The organism is Paracoccus endophyticus (assembly GCF_003286075.1).
Lineage (GTDB): Bacteria > Pseudomonadota > Alphaproteobacteria > Rhodobacterales > Rhodobacteraceae > Paracoccus > Paracoccus endophyticus.
This window is the reverse complement of sequence record NZ_QLUV01000014.1, coordinates 1-19771: the sequence shown is the minus strand read 5'-3', so window position 1 is coordinate 19771 and position 19771 is coordinate 1. Positions and strand designations below refer to the sequence as shown.

Genomic DNA, 19771 nt, shown 5'->3' with positions numbered 1-19771 from the left:
CCCGTGCCGGGCCGTGAATCCCGGCGGCTGGATCAGCCCGCCGCATCCGCCAGCCGGGCGAGCGTCTCGTCCCGGCCAAGCGCCAGCATCATGTCGAACACGCTGGGGGTCGAGGTCCGCCCGGCCAGGGCGGCGCGCACCGGCGCCGCAACCTTGCCCAAGCCGATCCCGTTCGCCTCGGCAACCTGATGGGCCGCGGCCTCCAGTGCGTCTCGCGTCCAGCTAACATGCTGCAACGCAGCGGTCAATTCTGACAGTATGCGAAGGGATACCGTATCCAGCGCGGCCTGCGCCTTGGCGTCCGGCTGGACCGGGCGGTCGATCAGCGCGAAATGCCCCTGTTCGAGCAGCTGCGGATAGGTCCGTGCCTTGTGCTTGAGCACGTCCAGCGCCGGGGTCAGCCGGGCAAGCTGGATGTCCGTAAGCGGCGGATCGCCGACCTCGGCCCGGAAGGCGGACAGCTCGTCCAGCAGCGTGGCCTGCGGCATCGTTCCGATATGATGCCCGGACACGTGTTCCAGCTTTTTGAAATCCAGCCGCGCGGGGGCCTTGCCGATTCCGTCCAGGTCGAACCAGGCGCGGGCCTGGGCATCGTCGAACAGCTCGTCGTCCCCGTGGCTCCATCCCAGACGCGCCAGATAGTTCCGCATCGCTGCGGCGGGATAGCCCATCGCCGCATAGTCGTGCAGCCCGACGGCGCCGTGGCGCTTGGACAGTTTCTTCCCGTCGGGCCCATGAATCAGCGGGATATGGGCAAAGACCGGGATGTCCCAGCCCATGGCCTGATAGACCTGCACCTGCCGCGCGGCGTTGGTCAGGTGGTCGTCGCCCCGGATCACGTGCGTCACGTTCATGTCGTGGTCGTCCACCACCACCGCGTGCATGTAGGTCGGCGTTCCATCCGACCGCAGCAGAACCATGTCGTCAAGCTGGTCGTTGCGAAAGACCACATCCCCCTGCACGGCATCGCGGATCACCGTCTCGCCGGTGCGCGGTGCGCGCAGGCGGATGGCAAAGGGCGCGTCGGGTCGGCTTGCGGGGTCGGCGTCCCGCCACGGGCTGACAAAGGTCTGGTTGGGGTGCCCGGCCCGCCACGCCTCGATCTCGGCCGGCGTTGAATAGCAGCGATACGCGGTCCCCGCCTCCAGCATCTGCCGCGCCACCTCGGCATGGCGCGGCTGCCGGGCGAACTGGCTGATCGGCTCGCCGTCCCAGTCCAGACCCAGCCACGTCAGGCCCTTCAGGATCGCGGCTGTTGCCTCGGGCGTCGAGCGGGCACGGTCGGTGTCCTCGATCCGCAGCAGGAACCGGCCGCCGCGCCCGCGGGCGTAAAGCCAGTTGAACAGCGCCGTGCGTGCGCCGCCGATGTGCAGGTATCCGGTGGGCGAGGGGGCAAACCGGGTCACGGGGGCGGCAGCGGTCATGGCAGTCCTGTCGGATCGGGCAGCGCCGCGGACGGGCTGCAAGAGACGGCGAACGTTAACCTTTCGGAAAGAACCGCCGCCTAGGGTCAGCGCGACAGATACTGAACCGCCTGCGAAAGGACAAGGATTGGCCGTCATCGACGTCCCTGGCGGACCGGGTGGTGATCCTGTCGCGCAGGACGCGCCCCGCCGCGGGCGCCTGCCGCGCCGCAGGCAGGGCGGATCGGCCGCCGATGCGCCGGATGCCGCGGCCGGGCGGGGGGCGCAGGCGGTCCCGACGCCGCGCCCCGACGCCGTTGCCCGGGCCGGGCTGCTTGTCTGGGCGCCGGTCCTGCTGGCGGTCGGCATCGGGGCCTGGTTCACGCTGCCGGTCGAACCGCGCGCGCCTGCCTATGCCGCCGTGGCGGTCGCCGCCGTCGCGGCCCTGCTGCTGGCGCGGGGGCTTGCGCGGCGCGCGGCGCGGGGGCGCATGGACCCCGACCGCGCCGACCGGCTGCGGCTGGCAGCCCTGGGGGCGGCGCTGGTTCTGGGCGGGACGCTCGTCGCCGGCGCGCGCGCCCACCACGTCGCGGCCCCGGTTCTGGATTTCCGCTATTACGGACCGATCGAGGGCAGGGTGGTCGCGATCGACCGCTCGGCCCGCGACCGGATGCGGATCACGCTGGACCGCGTGGTCCTGCGCGACACGCCGCCGGGTCGCACCCCCGCCCGCGTGCGCCTGTCGCTGACCGATCCGCAAACCCTGACCGACCCGCAGGCCTTGCCCGATCCGGGCGCGCGGATCATGCTGACCGGGCACCTGGGGCCGCCGCCCGGACCCGCGGAACCCGGCGGCTTCGACTTTCGCCGCGGGGCGTTCTTCGACCGGCTGGGGGCGGTGGGCTATACGCGCACGCCGCTGATGCTGGCAGAGGCCGCGATGCCCGGCCCTCTGGACGCGCAAACCCTGCGCCTGCATCTGGCGCAGGCCATGCGCGAGTCGATCCGCGGGCCCGAGGGCGCGGTCGCCGCCGCCCTGATGACAGGGGACCGCTCGGGCATCTCCGAGGCGACGAACCAGGTCATGCGCGACTCGAACCTCTATCACATCGTGTCGATCTCTGGCCTGCACATGTCGATGCTGGCAGGCTTCGTCTATGGCGCGCTGCGGATGGCGCTGGCCGCCGCGCAGGCGACCGGGCCGCTGGCGGGCGCGCTGGCCGGCCGGCCGGTGCACAAGATCGCGGCGGCCGTCGGCCTGGCCGCCGCGGCGGGATACCTGTGGCTTTCCGGCGGCGGCGTGCCGACCGAGCGGGCCTTCCTGATGGTGGCGGTGATGCTGGCCGCGGTGCTGGCGGACCGCCGCGCCATCTCGCTCAGGACGGTGGCGGTCGCGGCGCTGGTGATCCTGCTGGCCGCGCCCGAGGCGCTGGTGAGCGCCGGCTTCCAGATGAGCTTTGCCGCCACGGTCGCGCTGATCGCCGTATTCCCGACCTGGTCGCGACGCGCGGGCGCGCTGCCCTGGTGGATGCGCGGGGCCGCGATGCTGGTGCTGTCGTCCCTGATCGCGGGCCTTGCCACCGCGCCGATCGCCGCGGCGCAGTTCAACCGCACCACCCACTATGGGCTGGTCGCCAACCTGTTGGCAGTGCCGGTGATGGGGGTGCTGGTCATGCCGGCCGGCGTCTTTGCCCTGCTGCTGGCGCCGCTGGGGCTGGCGGGCCCGGCGCTGTGGGTGATGGGTCTGGGCACCCGCTGGATGCTGTGGGTCGCGGCGACCGTCGCGGGCTGGGGGGGCGCCGTCACCCCGCTGCCCGCCCCGCATTGGACGGCGCTGCCGCTGATGGCCACGGGCGCGACGGTCGCGCTGCTGGTGATGCGCCGGGGCGCGTCGCGCAGCCGCCGGCTGGTCGCGGCCGCGGCGCTGGCGCTGGTCGGCGCGGGCGTGGCGGTCTGGGTGAACAGCCCCCGTCCCGCCCTGCTGGTTGCCGAGGATGCGGGCGCAATGGGCGTGCAGACCGCGCAGGGCCGCGCGCTGTCCAAGCCCGCGGGGGCCTTTGTCGCGGACAGCTGGCTGCGCGCCGACGGGGACCTGGCCTTGGCGGACGAGGCGGCGGCACGGCCGGGCTGGTCCGGTCCGCGCGGCGCGCGCAGCGCCGATCTGCCCGGCCCGGACGGCACGACCCTGCGCGTCACGCATCTGTCGGGAAAAGGGGCGGCCGGGCGCCTGTCCACGGCCTGCGCGGACGCCGACATCGTGGTGCTGGCCGCACCCGCGCCTGATGGCGCGCCGCGGGGCCGCTGTCGTCTGATCGACCAGACCGACCTTCGCCGCAGCGGGGCACGGGCGCTCTGGGTGGGTGCGGGCAAACTGGTGTGGCGCACCGCGGCCGGGACGGCGGGCGCCCGGTTGTGGAGCGACCGGGCCGTGCGCGCCCGCGCGGGTCTGGCGCCACCACCCCAGCCGTGGCGCCGAAAGGCGGGCACCCCAAGTGCAGCCCCGCCGCCCGCGGACGCCGCACCGCACAAAAAGACGCCAAGGCCCACCCACTCCGCAGGCCCAGCGGGATCGCACCGGATGCCCGCGGGCGGGGCGACGGGCGACGGCGTCGCCGCGCCCCGTCCTGCCGCCGCCCGCCCGATGCAGCAACCCTGACGCCCGAAGGACCCGTGGCGTGCCGGCGATCCGTCTGGGGGGGGAGGAACGCCCCGCCGTTCAGTCCCGGGGCAGCTCCGCAAAGACCTTGGTCAGCGCGGCGTCGAGCTTTTCGAACATCTCGTCCATCTGGGCGTCCGTCAGGATGAACGGCGGGCACAGGACGATGGCTTGCCCCAGCGGCCGGCAGATCAGACCCAGGTCGGTGCAGGTGTTGGCGATGCGTTCGCTGACCGACAGGTGGGCAGGGAACGGCTGCTTCGTCGCCGCGTCCTTGACGGCCTCCAGCGCCCACATGTATCCGATGCCGCGCAGCTCGCCGATATTCTCGTGCGCCTGCATGATGCGGCGCAGGCCGGCCTCCATCCGGGGGGCGCCGCGCACGACGTTCTCGGCCAGCCCCTCGTTCATCACCACGTCGATGGCCTTCAGGGCGATAGCGCAGCCGACCGGATGGCCCGACGCGGTGAAGCCGTGGGGGAATTCCTCGATCGGCGCGATGGCCGCGTCCAGCCGGTCCGACAGCTCGGGCCCCAGGATCACGGCGCCCATCGGAAACAACCCGGCGGTCAGGTTCTTCGAGCTGATGATCGCGTCGGGCATGAAGTCATAGGTCTGGCAGCCCCAGGTGTTGCCGGTGCGGCCAAAGCCGGTGATGACCTCGTCGGCGACCAGCGGAATGCCGTGTTTTTTCAGGATCGGTGCGATGGCCTGGAAATACCCTTTCGCCGGGGGGATCACGCCGCCCGCGCCCTGCACGGGCTCGGCAAAGAAGCCCGCGATGGTGTCGGCCCCTTCACGGGCGATCATCGCCTCAAGCTCGCGCGCCAGGCGCGCCACGAACTCGGCCTCGGACTCGCCGGCCTCGCCCTCGCGCCAGAAATGCGGGCAGGTCAGGTGGATGAACCCGTCCAGCGGCAGGCCGAAGACGTCGTTGTAGGGCTTGCCGGTCATCGAGGCGCTGACCACGGTGACGCCGTGATAGGCGTTCCAGCGGGTCAGGATCTTGCGGCGCTGCGGGTTGCCCTCGGCGCGGTGCAGGAACCACAGCATCTTGACCATGGTGTCGTTCGCCTCGGACCCCGAGTTCGTGTAGAACACCTTGCCGCGGGAAAACGGCGACACCTCGACCAGTTTTTCCGACAGCATCACGGTCTGGTCGGACATCCGCCCGAAAAAGGCGTGATAGCCCGGAAAGCGGTCGTACTGGGCCTTGGCGGCCTCGATCAGGCCCTTGTGATCGAAGCCCGCGACCATGTTCCACAGGCCCGAATTGGCGTCCAGCCAGCGCCGCCCCTCGGTGTCGACGACATACGGACCCTCGCCATGGGTCAGCACGATGGTGCCCCGGCGCTCGATGCTGGGCAGATCGGTAAAGCCGTACATCGAATACTGCTCGGCGCGCGCGGACCAGCTCTTGTCGTCCATGATCGTTCTCCGGAATGGGTTGGCGACAGGCTAGCCGGGCGGCCCGCCGGGATCAACGGACGCCGGCGCGGCGGAATGGCGGGACGGCCGGGCAGGGTGCGCGTCCGGGCCCCTTCCGCCCGGCGGTCTGCCCGGGGCGCTTTCCACGACGCGCCGTTTGCGCTATGGACGGCGGGTGATCCCCCGGAAAGCGCGACCATGACCGACCAGACGCCCAAGCGGCTGTTCATCAAGACCTACGGCTGCCAGATGAATGTCTATGACAGCCAGCGCATGGCCGAGGCCATGGGCGCGGACGGCTATGTCCAGACGGACCGGGCCGAGGACGCGGACATGGTGCTGCTGAACACCTGCCACATCCGGGAAAAGGCGGCGGAAAAGCTGTATTCCGACCTGGGCCGGCTGAAGCCGCTGAAAAACGCGCGCCCGGACCTGAAGATCGGCGTCGCGGGCTGCGTGGCGCAGGCCGAGGGCGACGAGATCATCCGCCGGATGCCGCTGGTCGATCTGGTCGTGGGCCCGCAGGCCTATCACCGCCTGCCCGCGATGGCGCGGGGTCAGGGTCCGGCGGTGGACACCGACTTTCCGGCCGAGGACAAGTTCGACCACCTGCCGCAGCGCGCCGCGACCCGCCGCGCGCCGGCCGCGTTCCTGACCGTGCAGGAAGGCTGCGACAAGTTCTGCGCCTTTTGCGTCGTCCCCTATACCCGCGGGGCCGAGGTCAGCCGCCCCGCCGCCCGCATCCTGGCCGAGGCGCGCGACCTTGTGGCGCGCGGCGTGCGCGAGATCACCCTGCTGGGCCAGAACGTCAACGGCTGGCATGGCGCGGCGGGCGAAGGCTTCGGCACCCTGATCCGCCGGATGGCCGAGATCGATGGCCTCGACCGCATCCGCTATACCACCAGCCATCCCAACGACATGGCCGCCGACCTGATCCAGGCGCACCGGGACATCCCGCAGCTGATGCCCTATCTGCACCTGCCGGTGCAGTCGGGGTCCGACCGCATCCTCAAGGCCATGAACCGCAAGCATACGGCCGACCAGTATCTGCGCCTGATCGAGCGCATCCGCGCGGCGCGTCCCGATATCCTGCTGACCTCGGACTTCATCGTGGGGTTCCCGGGCGAAACCGATCAGGACCACGCCGCCACCCTGCGGCTGGTGGAACAGGTGGGCTTCGGCACCGCCTTCAGCTTCAAGTATTCGCCGCGCCCGGGGACGCCTGCGTTCGACCGGGCGCTGGTGGACGATGCCGTCGCCGATGCGCGGTTGCAGCAGTTGCAGGCGCTGCTGACGCGCCAGCAGAAGGCCGCGCAGGACGCGATGGTCGGCCGCACGCTGGGCGTGCTGTTCGAGAAGCCGGGCCGCTTGGCCGGCCAGCTTGTCGGCAAGTCGGACTATCTGCATTCGGTCTTTGTCCACGCGCCGCAGGCGCAGGTGGGCGATCTGGTGCAGGTGCGGATCAAGGCCAGCGCGCCGAATTCGCTTGAGGGCGAGCTGGTCTGAAAGCGGCGCGGCCGGGCCTCCCGACCCGCCGCAGACAGTCTCAGGCCCAGCGCCGTTGCGCGTCGCGCCGGAACAGCCCCCCCAGAAGGCCGACGAGCACCCATCCCAGCAGAAAGCCGATGCCCGTGGCCCAGAGACCCTCGGGCGTCAGCGGCAGCGCCGGGCGGAAGTCGCCCCAGGTCGCCTTGAGCGTTTCGGCGTCGCGCATCCGGTGGGGCAGGGCGATGCGTTCCAGCGCCGAGGCCGCGCGCAGCAGGCCGAGGTCGCTTTCGACCCGCGCCAGCCGGACGAAGACCCGGCCCATGTCCTGACCGTGCGAGTCGAGAAAGGCCGTCCCGGCGATCTGCTCCAGCGCCTCCGGCCGGGTCAGGCCCGCGCGCTTGGCGCTGGCGTCGAACTCGGCCGCGACCTGGCGCAGGGCGTCCGCCTGACCTCCCAGCCGCTGGACATACTGGTCCGAGAAGGCCGGGAAATGCGACAGCGCCGCGGCAAGGCCCAGCGCCGGGATCAGGCGCAGCAGGCCCATCAGGGCGTGTAGGTCGCCGCAAAGACGGGGGCATAGACCTCGGCCACCCGTGCCACCGCCTCGCTGGGCGACATCTCGACCGACTCGCCCGTCCGGCGGCTGGTCAGTTCCACGACGTTGTTGGCCAGCCCGCGCGGGCCGACGGTGATCCGCCAGGGCAGGCCGATCAGGTCCATGGTGGCGAACTTGGCGCCCGCGCGTTCGTCGCGGTCGTCATACAGCACCTCGAGGCCCCGCGCGCGCAATTCGCGTTCCAGCGCCTCGCAGGCGCTGTCGGTGGACGCATCGCCCTGCTTGAGGTTGACCAGACCGACGTGGAAGGGTGTCACCCCCTCGGGCCAGATGATGCCGCGGTCGTCGTGGCTCGCCTCGATGATCGCGCCCAGCAGGCGGCTGACGCCGATGCCGTGCGACCCCATGTGGACGGGCGTGCGGCCTCCGTCGGGGCCGACGACGGTCGCGCCCATCGGTTCGGAATACTTGGTCCCGAAGTAGAAGATCTGGCCGACCTCGATCCCGCGGGCGGACTTGCGGCGGTCCTCGGGGATCTGGGCGAACAGCGCCGCGTCGTGCGTTTCGTCCGTGCGGGCGTAGCGGCTGGTGAATTCCTCCAGCACGGCGGCGCAAGCGGCGTGGTCGTCATAGTCGATCTGCCGGTCGCCGAAGGTCAGGTCGGTGATCTCGGCGTCATAGAAGACTTCCGACTCGCCCGTTTCGGCCAACACCAGGAACTCGTGCGTGTTCTCGCCGCCGATGGGGCCGCTGTCGGCGCGCATCGGGATCGCCTGCAGCCCCATGCGCTCATAGGTCCGCAGATAGCTGACGAGATGCCGATTGTAGGCGTGCAGCGCGTCTTCCTTGGTCAGGTCGAAGTTGTAGCCGTCCTTCATTAGGAACTCGCGCCCGCGCATCACGCCAAAGCGGGGGCGGATCTCGTCGCGGAACTTCCACTGGATCTGGTACAGCGTCAGCGGCAGGTCCTTGTAGCTGTTGACATGGGCCCGGAAGATGTCGGTGATCATCTCCTCGTTGGTGGGGCCATACAGCATCTCGCGCTTGTGGCGGTCGGTGACGCGCAGCATCTCCTCGCCGTAATCGTCATAGCGGCCGGACTCGCGCCACAGGTCGGCCGACTGCAGCGTCGGCATCAGCACGGGGATGTGGCCCGCGCGGCTCTGCTCCTCGTGCACGATCTGCTCGACCCGGCGCAGGACCCTGAGGCCCAGCGGCAGCCAGGAATAGATGCCCGCGGACTGCTGCTTGATCATGCCCGCGCGCAGCATCAGCCGGTGGCTGACGATCTGCGCCTCGGACGGGTTCTCTTTCAGGACGGGCAGGAAATAGCGCGACAGACGCATGGCAGGCGGCACCTTCTTGGACCCGGCCCGGTTAACGGATCGCGGCCCGTCCGGCAACCACCCCCGCGGGACGCCCCTGCTGGACGGTCGCACGCTTGCACATCGGCAGGCCTCGGATATGGTCGCGCGAAGATTCCGTAGACAAGGATTGGCGATGCGGGTGCCGGTTCACAAGCAGATCTGGTCCTGGGGCGCGGTCGCGGCGGTCGTCGCGCTGGCGCTGTGGGGCCTGGGCAACGTGATGACCCCGTTCCTGATCGGGGCCGGCATCGCCTATGTGCTGGACCCGCTGGCCGACCGGCTGGAGCGCAGCGGCCTGTCGCGAACCTGGGCCGTGGCGCTGATCACCCTGATCGCCGTGCTGGCGTTCCTGCTGGCGATGGTGCTGCTGGTCCCCATGGTGATCCGCCAGCTGGCCCAGCTGATCGAGGCTGCGCCTGGCTATTTCCAGGCGCTGCAGGTCCTGTTGTCCCAGCAGTTCCCCGAGCGGTTCCCCGAGGGCGGGACCGTGCGCAGCGCGCTGAACGACATTGCCGCGCAGATGTCGCAGATGGGCGGGCAGGTCCTCAGCACCGTGCTGTCGTCGGTGCGCAACCTGATCTCGGTCGTGCTGCTGGCGGTGATCGTCCCCGTGGTGGCGTTCTACCTGCTGCTGGACTGGGACCGCATGGTGGCGCGCATCGACGCGCTGCTGCCGCGCGAGCATGCCGACACGATCCGCGGCATCGCGCTCGAGATCAACGACAGCATGTCGGGGTTCCTGCGCGGGCAGGGGCTGGTGACGCTGATCCTGGCCACGTTCTATTCCACATCGCTGCTGGCCGTGGGACTGCCCTTTGCGCTGGTGATCGGGATCTCGGCCGCGGTGCTGTCGATCATCCCCTATGTCGGCGTCTTCACCGGCGGCGTCACCTCGGTCGCGGTGGCGGCGTTCACGTTCTGGGACGATCCGAAATGGATCATCGCGGTGCTGGCGATCTTCGTCGTCGGCCAGATCGTCGAGGGTAACTATCTGCAGCCCAAGATCATCGGCGGCCATGTCGGGCTGCACCCGGTGTGGCTGATGATCGCGCTGGCCGTGTTCGGCAAGCTGTTCGGCTTTGTCGGGCTGGTCGTCGCCGTTCCGCTGGGGGCGATCATCGGCGTGCTGGTGCGGTTCTTCATCGATCGGTACAAGGAAAGCGCCCTTTACACCGGCAGCGACGTGATCCCCGAGCCGCCGCCGCCCGTGCTGATCGAGGTCGTGCCCCCCGGCACCACGGCAGAGGTGCGCCGGCGGGCCCAGGCCGCCCATCTTGCCGCCGTGCAGGAGGTCAAGATCGAACTGGCGCGCCAGGCCGCGCGCGAGGCGGCGGCCGAGGCCGCCCAGCGCGACGGCGCCCACCTGGCCGAAGCGTCGGTCGAGGTGCCGCCGGTCGGCCCCGAAGGGTCCGTTCAGTCGCTGGATGTGGCCCCCGAGGTGCGGACCTGGGGCGGAAAGACGCCCGACGGCACCGATCCCGACGACCCCAAGGGCAAGTCCGCCGCAAGCCAGGCCGAGGCCGCCCGCAAGCGCGTCGAGACCGCCGTGAGCGGAGCCGACCGCCACCCCGGTCCCGCAGCCGACGCGGCCCTGGCCAAGGCAGCCGAAACCGCCGCCCGGGCCGAGGCCGAGGCCGCCCGCAAACGCGCCGACGCTGCCCCCGCCCAGCAGGGCCGCTCGCCCGCGCCCCCGCAGGACGCCGGGCCGACCGCCGGACGGTCCTGACAGGTGGGGCGTCAACTGGCCCTGGACCTGCGGACCCCGGCTTCGCTGGGGCGCAACGATTTCCTGCCAGCGCCGTCGAATGCGACGGCGCTGGCGATGCTGGACCGGCCCGGCGACTGGCCGCAGGGCCGGCTGATGCTGATCGGGCCGGATGGGTCGGGCAAGTCCCACATGGCGGCCTTCTGGGCGGCCGAGAACGGGGCGCGCCGGGCACGGGCGTCGGCTCTGCGCGACGAGACCTGCGACGCGCTTGTCGATCCGATGGGTGCCCTGGTGGTCGAGGACGCGCACCGCGCCGGTGGCGCCGCGGGGGCCGAACGGGCGCTGTTTCACCTGTGGAACCTTGCGGCCGAACGTCAGGCGCTGCTGCTGATCACCGCCCGCACGCCGCCGCGCGACTGGGGGCTGGCGCTGCCCGACCTCGCGTCGCGCATGGCGTCGATGGCGGCGGTGCGCCTGGACCCGCCCGACGAGGATCTGCTGGCCGCGGTGCTGGTCAAGCTGTTCGCCGATCGCCAGCTCATGCCCGGCGCGGGGGTGATCGAGGCCCTGGTGCGGCGCATGGACCGCGACCTCGGGCTGGCCCGCCGGCTGGTCAGCCGCATCGACCAGTCCGCGCTGGCCCAGGGCCGCGCCGTCACCCGCCCGCTGGCGCTGAGCGCCCTGCAGATCCTGACCGACGAGGGCTGACCACGGGGGCTGACCGCCGCCCTGCGCCGCCAGACCGGCCCGGATCGGGGCCCTGGCCCGCGGCAATCCACAGGGGCGCGTTTGCATCCCCGCGGTCGCTGCCCCATGATGTGGGCCGTTGCCCGTCCGACCCCAAGGCGCCGATTCCTGATGACGCAAGCCGATTTCCTGAAGTGTCCCTTCCCCGAGGCGCGAAGCCTGCCCGACGGGACGCCGACAGGTCCGGCCCGGTTCTTCAACCGCGAGCTGAGCTGGCTCAGCTTCAACTGGCGGGTTCTGGACGAGGCGCGCAACCCGCGCGTGCCGTTGCTGGAACGGCTGCGCTTCCTGTCGATCTCGGCCAACAATCTGGACGAATTCTACACCGTTCGCGTGGCCGGCCTGCGCGAGCTGGTGCGCGAGGGCAACACCACGCCTTCTGACGACGGCCTGTCCCCGGCCGAGCAGCTGACGCTGGTGAACGCCGACGCGCGCCGCCTGATGGCCGCCCAGCAGGGGGTCTGGAACCGTCTGCGCCGCGACATGGAACAGGAAGGACTGGTGATCCTGTCGCGCAGTCGCGTGACGCGGGCAGAGGCCGAATTTCTGCGCGTGACCTTCATGGAGCGGGTGTTTCCCGTCCTGACGCCGCTGGCGATCGACCCGGCGCACCCGTTCCCGTTCATCCCGAACACCGGCCTGTCGCTGGCGCTGCAACTGGCGCGCGAATCCGATGGCCGGCAGATGCAGGCCCTGCTGCCGATCCCCGGTCAGTTGCCCCGCTTTGTGCCCCTGCCTGGCGGAGAGCGGTTCCTGCGGCTCGAGGACCTGCTGCTGATGAACCTGGGCCGCCTGTTCCCCGGCTATCGTGACACCGGCCATTGCGTGTTCCGCGTGCTGCGCGACAGCGACCTGGAGGTCGAGGACGAGGCCGAGGACCTGGTGCGCGAGTTCGAGACGGCGCTGAAGCGCCGCCGGCGCGGCGATGTCATCCGGCTGAAGATCACCACCGGCGCGCCCAGCCGCCTGCGGGCGCTGGTGATGCGGGAACTTCAGGTCGGCGCCGACGAGGTGATCGAGGTGGACGGGCTGGTCGGCATGACCGACCTGCGCGAACTGGTGCTGGACAGCCGCCGCGACCTGCAGTGGCCGTCGTTCACCCCGCGGGTGCCCGAACGGGTGCAGGATCACGACGGCGACATGTTCTCGGCGATCCGGCACAAGGACATGCTGCTGCATCACCCCTATGAGACCTTCGACATGGTGATCCGCTTTCTGAACCAGGCGGCGGTGGACCCCGATGTCGTGGCGATCAAGCAGACCCTCTATCGCACAAGCCGCGACAGCCCCATCGTGGACGCGCTGTGCGAGGCGGCCGAGGCCGGCAAGTCGGTCGTGGCGCTGGTCGAGCTGAAGGCGCGGTTCGACGAGGCCGCCAACATCCGCCAGTCGCGGCGGCTGGAACGCGCCGGCGCGCATGTCGTCTACGGGTTCATGAACTACAAGACGCACGCCAAGATCTCGACTGTGGTGCGGCGCGAGGGCGACGGTCTTGTGACCTATACGCATTTCGGGACCGGCAACTATCATCCGATCACGGCCCGCATCTATACCGACCTGTCGCTGTTCACCTGCGACGCGGCGCTGGGGCGCGATGCGACCAAGGTGTTCAACTATCTGTCGGGGTATGTGCAGCCCGAGGGGCTGGAGAACCTGGCAATCAGCCCCATCAACCTGAAATCGACGCTGCTGGACCTGATCGCGCGCGAGGCCGAGTTCGCCCGCCTGGGCCGCCCCGCCGAGATCTGGGCCAAGATGAACAGCCTGATCGACAAGGACGTGATCGAGGCGCTGTATGCCGCATCGGCCGCAGGCGTCCGCATCAACCTGGTCGTGCGCGGCATCTGCGGCGTGCGGCCCGGCATCGCGGGGCTGTCCGACAACATCCGCGTGAAATCCATCGTCGGGCGCTTTCTGGAACACAGCCGGATCGTCTGCTTTGGCAACGGCCACGGCCTGCCGTCGCGCAAGGCGCGCGTGTTCATCAGCTCGGCCGACTGGATGGGGCGCAACCTGACCCGGCGCGTCGAAACGCTGGTCGAATGCCACAACGAGACCGTCAAGGCGCAGATCACCAGCCAGGTCATGGCCGCCAACATGGCCGACGAGGCGCAGAGCTGGCTGCTGATGCCGGACGGGCGCTATCTGCGCCACCTGCCCGCCGGGCGCGACGACCTGTTCAGCTGTCACCGCTTCTTCATGGAAAACCCGTCCCTGTCGGGGCGCGGCACCGCCGGGGCCGGGGATGTGCCCGCCCTGACCCATTCGTCCGACTGAACCCGATGACCGGCGCGACGTTGCGCGATCATGACCCGGAGACGTCCATGAACCTCACCACCACCTCGGGCCGCCGCGTCTCGCCCTTTGGAAAGGCGGGCCTGCCTGTCCGGTCAGCCCGCGAACTGGCGCGCGTCGGCGTCGTCGATGTCGGATCGAACTCGATCCGGCTTGTGGTGTTCGACGGTGCGGCCCGCAGCCCCGCGTATTTCTACAACGAAAAGGTCATGGCCGGGCTGGGGCAGGGGCTGGCCAGTACCGGCAAGCTGAACCCCGAAGGCGTGCGTCGCGGCATGGCCGCGCTGACGCGCTTTGCGGCGCTGGCGCGCGGCATGGGGATCGAGACGCTGACCTGCGTCGCCACCGCGGCGGTGCGCGAGGCGTCGGACGGCCCGGCGTTTCATCGCGCGGTCGAACGGCAGACCGGCCTGAAGCTGTGGGTCATCGACGGCGAGGAGGAGGCGCGGCTGTCGGCCCAGGGCGTCATGCTGGGCTGGCCGGATGCGCGCGGACTGGTCTGCGACATCGGCGGCAACTCGATGGAACTGGCCGAGGTGGCGCAGGGCGCGGTGGGGCGCCGGATCAGCACGCCCCTGGGGCCGTTCCGGTTGCAGCAGGTCGAGCCCAAGGCCCAGAAGCGCCACATCGAGAAGGTGCTGGCCGATGCGGCAGAGCGGATCGGCACCGACCACACGCGGATGTATCTGGTCGGCGGATCGTGGCGGGCGATCGCCCGGCTGGACATGGAGCGCCGCTCTTATCCCATGACGGTGCTGCATGAATACCGCATGACGACGGACGACGTGCTGGCGACGGTCAAGTGGATCGGCCAGAACGATCTGGGGGCGCTGCGGGCGCGCACCGGGATTTCGGGCAGCCGCATCGAACTGGTGCCCTTGGCCTCTCAGGTGCTGCGCCAGCTGGTGCAGACCTTTCCGAACGCGGAAATCGCCATCAGCTCGTACGGCATCCGCGAGGGGCTGCTGTACGAGCAGATGCCCGACAGCATCCGCAGGCGCGACCCGCTGATCGAGGCCGCGCGCTTTACCGAGCGCCAGATGGCGCGGATGCCGGGATCGGGCAAGAAGCTGCACCAGTTCCTGGCGCCGCTGTTTCCCGACGTGGCGCCGTCGCGCGACCGCCTGATCCGGGCGGCCTGCCTGCTGCACGACACGAGCTGGCGCGCGCACCCCGATTACCGGGCCGAGGCCTGTTTCGACAACGTGACGCGCGCCAATCTGGCCGCGCTGTCACACCCCGAACGCGTGTTCCTGGGTCTGGCGCTGCTCTACCGCTACCGCTCAAACCGCGCGGGGTCGTCGATGGCGCCGCTGTTTTCCCTGCTGAGCGAGGACGAGATCCGCGAGGCCGAGACGCTGGGCCGCGCAATGCGCTTCGGCGCGATGTTTTCCGTGGGCGACCCGTCCGACGCCGGCGCACTGGCGCTGGACCGCGACAAGGGCGAGTTGCGCCTGACGCTGACCCGCACGGGCCGCGAGCTGATGGGCGAGGTTGCCGAGGCGCGGCTGGCCTCGCTGGCGGAGGTTCTGGGGGTCGAGCCGGTCGTGGCGTAGCCCCAAACCGTCGGCTCTGGGCTTGGGCGGCGGGTGGACGAGCCGCGCTGACCCAGCCCTGCACGGGCGGTCTGGGATGCGCAACCGCATCGGCTGTGCCGCGGCTGCGGATCAGAACTCGACGCGGATCGGCTGGATGAAGGACTGCGCCGTCCCCCCGGGCGGCGCGGGCATGCGCGGCAGCCGGGCGGCCTGCCGGGCCAGCGCCGCATCCACCCCCGGGTCGCCGGTCGAACTGACCAGCCGGGCGGTCGCCGCGCCGTTCGCGGCGATGGTGACGGACACCTGCACGCGCGCCGCGCCGCGGCCGCCCGGCAGGCGGGTCCGGGCCATGTGGCGAGAAATGCGCGCGCCCACCTGCGATTGCCAGCTTTGCATCTGTGCCCGACCGGGCGCGCGCTGCGAGGACCCCTTGCCTCCCTCGCGCCCTGTCCCGGCACGCCCTGCTTCGGCCGCGCGATCGGCTTGCTGCGACGCCTGTCGCGGCTCGGCCGGTTGCGGGCGGGGCGTGTGGTCGGGCGAGGGGTCCTGGCGGGTTTCGGTCGTCTGCGCCGCCGGGGTGCGGTCGGCACGGCGCGGGGATGCGCTGTCACGGTCCGGGCGGGGCGCAGGACGGCGCGAGGCAGCCAGCGGCTTGGACGGGACCAGCGCGGCAAAATCGCCCAGCGGCGGCAGCGTGGCAAAGTCCGTCACGGTGAAATCCGCGGGCGGCTCGGGCGGGGCCGGAAACAGGGCGGCGGTGTCGCTGACCGGGGGCAGGGTGGGCAGGGGCGGCCGCTGCGGTTCCTTCAGGGCGGGCGCGGCCGGGACCGCATCGGACGCGGGCTTGGCCGAGCTTGCCTCGGCCCGTGTCGCCTGAGGCGGCGAGGAATCCTGCAAGGGCGACGCGGCCTCGCTGGCGGGGGCAGCTGCCGGGGGCTCCGCGGCCAGTTCGACCATCACGGCATCCGGGGGCGGGGCGTGGGGACCTGGGGCGACGTTCGCCAGCAGCAACTGTGCTGCGGCGACATGGGCCGCGCAGACTGCGGCGGTGGCTGCAAACCAGACGCCCGTCCGACCCAGAAAGCCCCCGGGGTTCATGGTGCCCCCGGCTCCAGCCCGACAAGCGCGATGTGGGTGAAGCCGGTGTCACGGATCTGGTTCAGCACGCCCATGACATCGCCATAGCTGACGCTGCGGTCCGCGCGCAGATAGATCCGCGCCTCGGGATCGCCGCCCGTCGCCGCCTGCAGGGCCTGTCCCAGCGTGCCGGGCGCCAGCCTGTCCGACCCCAGCGTCAGCGACAGATCCGGGGCCACCGTCAGCCAGACCGGCTGATCGGGGCGGGGCGATGCCGCGCCCGCCGCAACCGGCAGGTTGACCTGGATGTCCACGGTGGCCAGGGGCGCCGCCACCATGAAGATGATGAGCAGGACCAGCATGACGTCGATGAACGGCGTCACGTTGATCTCGTGCTGTTCGGTCAGGTCGTCGCCGTCGTCCGGCCCGCCCGCCATCACGCGTGCCCCGCGGCCTGCCGGTCGAGGTCGCGGCTGACCAGCCGTTCCACGGCCGCCGCGCCGTCTGCCAGCCGCAGGCGATACCCGGTGATCGCCCGCACCAGCGCGTTGTAGCTGACGACCGCCGGGATCGCCGCGACCAGCCCCAGCGCGGTGGCCAGCAACGCCTCGGCGATGCCGGGGGCGACCACGGCCAGGTTGGTCGTCTGCGATTCAGAGATGCCGATAAAGCTGTTCATGATCCCCCAGACCGTCCCGAACAGCCCGACAAAGGGTGCGGTCGATCCGATCGTGGCCAGGATGCCCGTCCCCATGGCCGCCTGCCGGCCCGCGCGTCCCACCACGCCGCCCAGATGCGAGGCGATGCGGCCCTTGAGGCCATCGGTCCCGGCGGGCAGGGCAGGTGCCGACCGGCGCCGCTCGGCGTCCGCCAGCCGCAGCATGTGGCTGATCGGATCGCGGCGCCCGCCGGCCGCGGTGACCGCCGCGGGCAGCGTCGGCGCGGCCGCAACCGCGCGCGCGCTGCGGCGTGCGGCGCCGGTTGCCAGCGCCAGTTCCACTGCCTTGACCAGCAGGACCGTCCAGGTCACGACCGAGGCCGCGATCAGCCCCAGCATCACGCCCCGGACCACCACGTCGGCGGCCCGGAACATCCCCAGGGGGGACAGGTCATGGGGCAGGGGGCGTGCGAACTCCTGTGCCGACGCGGCGGCGGCGGCCAGCGCCAGCGGCAGCGAAAGCGCCAGCGCTCGGGCAAAGATCACCAGCGCCCGGCGCGTCGCGGCACCGGACAGCGTCGAAGGAAATCGGTCCATGGGACGTCCTGGGGCGAACGGTTGCGTGATGACGCGCGCGTGTGCTGGCGTCGCCCAGACCCGATAGGTCGCCAGACTAGTTCTGTCAACAATCCGCAGATCCTGCGTCGACCACGCGGCGGGGCAGGGCGAAAGGCGAATGTTTCCCGGTGCCGGAACAATCCGCGCGCCCGGCCGTTCTGCCCCCATAAGGAAACTTTGCTGTCGAAAGGATGGACAGATGGCCACCGATTACACGACCAACGATCTGAAGAACGACGTCAAGGACGCTGCCAACGACGCCCATGACACCGCCAAGTCGATCGGCCGCGACGCCAAGCAGGCGTGGAACGAGGCAACCGACAACACCACGACCGACAAGATCAAGCATTCCGCGGCCGACCTTGCAGCCACCGCCCGTGAAAAGGGCGAGGAGTTCGTCTCGACCGCCAAGGAAAAGGGCGCCGAATTGGCGGATCGCGCGCGCAGCGAGGCTGACCGCCTGTATCGCGCCGGCGAACGCCGGGCCGGCGAGGTGGCCGCCCATGCCGGTGACTATTACGACGAGATGTCGGACATGGTCCGCCGCAAGCCCGCACAGGCCCTGGGGATCGCCGCTGGCGTCGGTTTCCTGGTCGGTCTGATCCTGGCGCGTCGCTGATCCGATGTTCGACTATGCGCGCAACATGCAACTCGCGCTGAGCGATGCGGCGCGGCGGGCAGGCATGAAGGCCGCCGCCGGCGTCGTGATCGCCATCGGCGCAGGGTTTCTGATCGCCGCGCTGTGGACCTTCCTGGCGGATACCCTCGACTGGGGTCCGCTGGGGGCCTCTCTGGCCATTGGCCTGCTGTTCGTGATTGTCGGGTTCGTCGTCATCAGGATGTCGATGACCGTCAAGCATCCGATGCCGTCCACCGACGAGCTGCGTGCCGAGGTCGAGACGCGGGTCAGCCTGGCCACCGATGCCGCGCTGGAAAAGGCCCGCATCAAGGCGACCGAGGTCGTGGACACCGTCGAGAACAAGGTCCACGGCCTTGTGGACACCGTGTCCTACAAGGCCGGCCAGTTCGCCGAGGACGCCGAGGCCAAGGTGCAGGGCATGACCCGCAACGCCGCTGAAAAGGTGGGCCTGACGCCACAGTTCCTGGCGCAGGCCCGGCAGACCGCGGGGCAGGTCAAGCAGACGGCCGAGCACGTCAAGCAGTCGAACGCAGCCACCGTGCCACCCCTGCTGGGGGCATTCGCGGTCGGCATCGCACTGGCGTCCCGCATCCAGGCGTGGCGCCACCGCGACGACGAAGACGACGACTGGTCCTACAGCGACGACCATCTGGATCGCGACGATCTCTACTGACACGAAAAGGGCCGCGAGAGCGGCCCTTTTCAATAGCTTGTGCCGGATGGTCCGACCGCGTGATCAGGCGTTTGCCGCCCGGATCTTTTCCGCTGCATCCTTGTCGAAGGCCACTCCGGCACGGTCGAACAGCTGGTCCAACTCTCCCGACAGCGTCATCTCGGTCACGATATCGCAGCCGCCCACGAACTCGCCCTTGACGTAAAGCTGGGGCACGGTCGGCCAGTCGGAAAATTCCTTGATCCCCTGGCGCATCTCGTCGCTCGACAGCACGTTCACGTCGCGATAGGCGACACCCATATAGTTCAGGACGCCCACGACACGGCTTGAAAAGCCGCACTGAGGCACGTCGCGCGTTCCTTTCATGAACAGGACGACGTCGTTGGCGTCGAGGGTTTCCTGTATCTGGTCACGGATCGTGGTCATTTTATATCCTCGCGTGGCGTGCTGCCGGGGGGCAGAGAGAGCGTTCAGTCCGGGGCCTTGGTGGTCAGGGCCAGCGCATGCAACGCACCGGCCGGCCCGTCCATGCGGCCTTGCAGCGCAGCATAGACCGCCCGCTGCTGCTGGACGCGGTTCAGCGACCGAAAGCTTTCATCCACGACCTCGGCCGCAAAGTGATTTCCGTCGCCGGCCAGGTCGGTGATGGTGATCCGTGCCTGTGGAAAGGCCGATCTGATCAACGCCTCGATCTCGTGGGCTTCCATGGCCATGCCGCTCTCCTTGTTGCGTGCGCCTGATGTAGGCTGCGCGTCGCAGGGCTGCAAGGGCGACACGGCGCGCTGCCGGAGCGGTGGGACGAGACCGCGGAACAGCAGACCCACTGTTGTCACCAAGTTAATGTGTCGCTGTCGGGGCAATTTAGAAATGTCGCAGTTGGACCCGCCGGAGCATGGCCGGGTCGGGCGGAGACCTCCGC

At 70.3% G+C, this 19771-nt stretch carries 17 protein-coding genes; 8 read left to right on the top strand and 9 right to left on the bottom strand.

Annotated features, from left to right (window positions below; genetic code table 11):
• Positions 1 to 32: 32 nt before the first annotated feature.
• Complete coding sequence (gene gltX, locus DPQ23_RS13215) at positions 33 to 1424, bottom strand: glutamate--tRNA ligase (protein ID WP_112875263.1); 1392 nt, start codon at positions 1422 to 1424, stop codon at positions 33 to 35.
• Between the two features lie 127 nt (positions 1425 to 1551).
• Here gltX and DPQ23_RS13210 point away from each other — a divergent pair, with 127 nt between their 5' ends.
• Complete coding sequence (locus DPQ23_RS13210; protein ID WP_240602760.1) at positions 1552 to 4059, top strand: ComEC/Rec2 family competence protein; 2508 nt, start codon at positions 1552 to 1554, stop codon at positions 4057 to 4059.
• 60 nt (positions 4060 to 4119) lie between these two features.
• Here DPQ23_RS13210 and DPQ23_RS13205 read toward each other — a convergent pair whose 3' ends face one another.
• Positions 4120 to 5490 (bottom strand): aminotransferase, encoded by a 1371-nt coding sequence (locus DPQ23_RS13205; RefSeq protein WP_162630746.1) that lies wholly within the window; start codon positions 5488 to 5490, stop codon positions 4120 to 4122.
• A 195-nt stretch (positions 5491 to 5685) separates the two neighbouring features.
• Between DPQ23_RS13205 and miaB the strand changes: the two genes are divergently transcribed.
• Complete coding sequence (gene miaB / locus DPQ23_RS13200; RefSeq protein WP_112875261.1) at positions 5686 to 6993, top strand: tRNA (N6-isopentenyl adenosine(37)-C2)-methylthiotransferase MiaB; 1308 nt, start codon at positions 5686 to 5688, stop codon at positions 6991 to 6993.
• Positions 6994 to 7033: 40 nt separating this feature from the next.
• Here the strand turns inward: miaB and DPQ23_RS13195 are convergent, their stop codons facing one another.
• Both DPQ23_RS13195 and proS read right to left on the bottom strand, forming a co-directional pair.
• Entirely contained in the window at positions 7034 to 7519 is a 486-nt protein-coding gene (locus tag DPQ23_RS13195; RefSeq protein ID WP_112875260.1) for a DUF2937 family protein, read from the bottom strand.
• Positions 7519 to 8877: a proline--tRNA ligase gene (gene proS, locus DPQ23_RS13190; protein WP_112875259.1), complete on the bottom strand. Its 1359-nt coding sequence runs from the start codon at positions 8875 to 8877 to the stop codon at positions 7519 to 7521. The genes DPQ23_RS13195 and proS overlap by 1 nt, the downstream gene beginning before the upstream one ends.
• Positions 8878 to 9031: 154 nt before the next feature.
• On the opposite strand from proS, the gene DPQ23_RS13185 reads away from it, so the two are divergent.
• From DPQ23_RS13185 to DPQ23_RS13170, 4 genes are all read left to right on the top strand, one after another.
• A complete protein-coding gene (locus DPQ23_RS13185) occupies positions 9032 to 10624 on the top strand; it encodes an AI-2E family transporter (RefSeq protein WP_205961467.1) in 1593 nt (530 codons plus the stop codon).
• A gap of 3 nt (positions 10625 to 10627) precedes the next feature.
• On the top strand, positions 10628 to 11314 hold the full coding sequence (locus DPQ23_RS13180; protein ID WP_112875258.1) for a P-loop NTPase family protein: 687 nt from the start codon (positions 10628 to 10630) through the stop codon (positions 11312 to 11314).
• Between the two features lie 150 nt (positions 11315 to 11464).
• A complete protein-coding gene (locus DPQ23_RS13175) occupies positions 11465 to 13630 on the top strand; it encodes an RNA degradosome polyphosphate kinase (RefSeq protein WP_112875257.1) in 2166 nt (721 codons plus the stop codon).
• Between the two features lie 47 nt (positions 13631 to 13677).
• Positions 13678 to 15204, top strand: coding sequence for a Ppx/GppA family phosphatase (locus tag DPQ23_RS13170; RefSeq protein WP_112875306.1), 1527 nt, complete (start codon positions 13678 to 13680; stop codon positions 15202 to 15204).
• Positions 15205 to 15315: 111 nt separating this feature from the next.
• Here the strand turns inward: DPQ23_RS13170 and DPQ23_RS13165 are convergent, their stop codons facing one another.
• From DPQ23_RS13165 to exbB, 3 genes are read right to left on the bottom strand one after another with little or no spacing between them, the layout of a single operon-like run.
• Positions 15316 to 16284: a TonB C-terminal domain-containing protein gene (locus tag DPQ23_RS13165; protein ID WP_112875256.1), complete on the bottom strand. Its 969-nt coding sequence runs from the start codon at positions 16282 to 16284 to the stop codon at positions 15316 to 15318.
• Positions 16281 to 16700: a TonB system transport protein ExbD gene (gene exbD, locus DPQ23_RS13160; protein WP_112875255.1), complete on the bottom strand. Its 420-nt coding sequence runs from the start codon at positions 16698 to 16700 to the stop codon at positions 16281 to 16283. The genes DPQ23_RS13165 and exbD overlap by 4 nt, the downstream gene beginning before the upstream one ends.
• Complete coding sequence (gene exbB, locus DPQ23_RS13155; protein WP_112875254.1) at positions 16700 to 17518, bottom strand: tonB-system energizer ExbB; 819 nt, start codon at positions 17516 to 17518, stop codon at positions 16700 to 16702. The genes exbD and exbB overlap by 1 nt, the downstream gene beginning before the upstream one ends.
• Positions 17519 to 17738: 220 nt before the next feature.
• On the opposite strand from exbB, the gene DPQ23_RS13150 reads away from it, so the two are divergent.
• Positions 17739 to 18158 (top strand): ElaB/YgaM/YqjD family protein, encoded by a 420-nt coding sequence (locus DPQ23_RS13150; protein ID WP_112875253.1) that lies wholly within the window; start codon positions 17739 to 17741, stop codon positions 18156 to 18158.
• 4 nt (positions 18159 to 18162) lie between these two features.
• Positions 18163 to 18852, top strand: coding sequence for a phage holin family protein (locus DPQ23_RS13145; protein ID WP_112875252.1), 690 nt, complete (start codon positions 18163 to 18165; stop codon positions 18850 to 18852).
• Positions 18853 to 18915: 63 nt separating this feature from the next.
• On the opposite strand, the gene grxD is transcribed toward DPQ23_RS13145, so the two are convergent.
• Both grxD and DPQ23_RS13135 read right to left on the bottom strand, forming a co-directional pair.
• Positions 18916 to 19278: a Grx4 family monothiol glutaredoxin gene (gene grxD / locus DPQ23_RS13140; RefSeq protein WP_112875251.1), complete on the bottom strand. Its 363-nt coding sequence runs from the start codon at positions 19276 to 19278 to the stop codon at positions 18916 to 18918.
• A 44-nt stretch (positions 19279 to 19322) separates the two neighbouring features.
• Complete coding sequence (locus tag DPQ23_RS13135; RefSeq protein WP_112875250.1) at positions 19323 to 19565, bottom strand: BolA/IbaG family iron-sulfur metabolism protein; 243 nt, start codon at positions 19563 to 19565, stop codon at positions 19323 to 19325.
• Between the last annotated feature and the right edge of the window lie 206 nt (positions 19566 to 19771).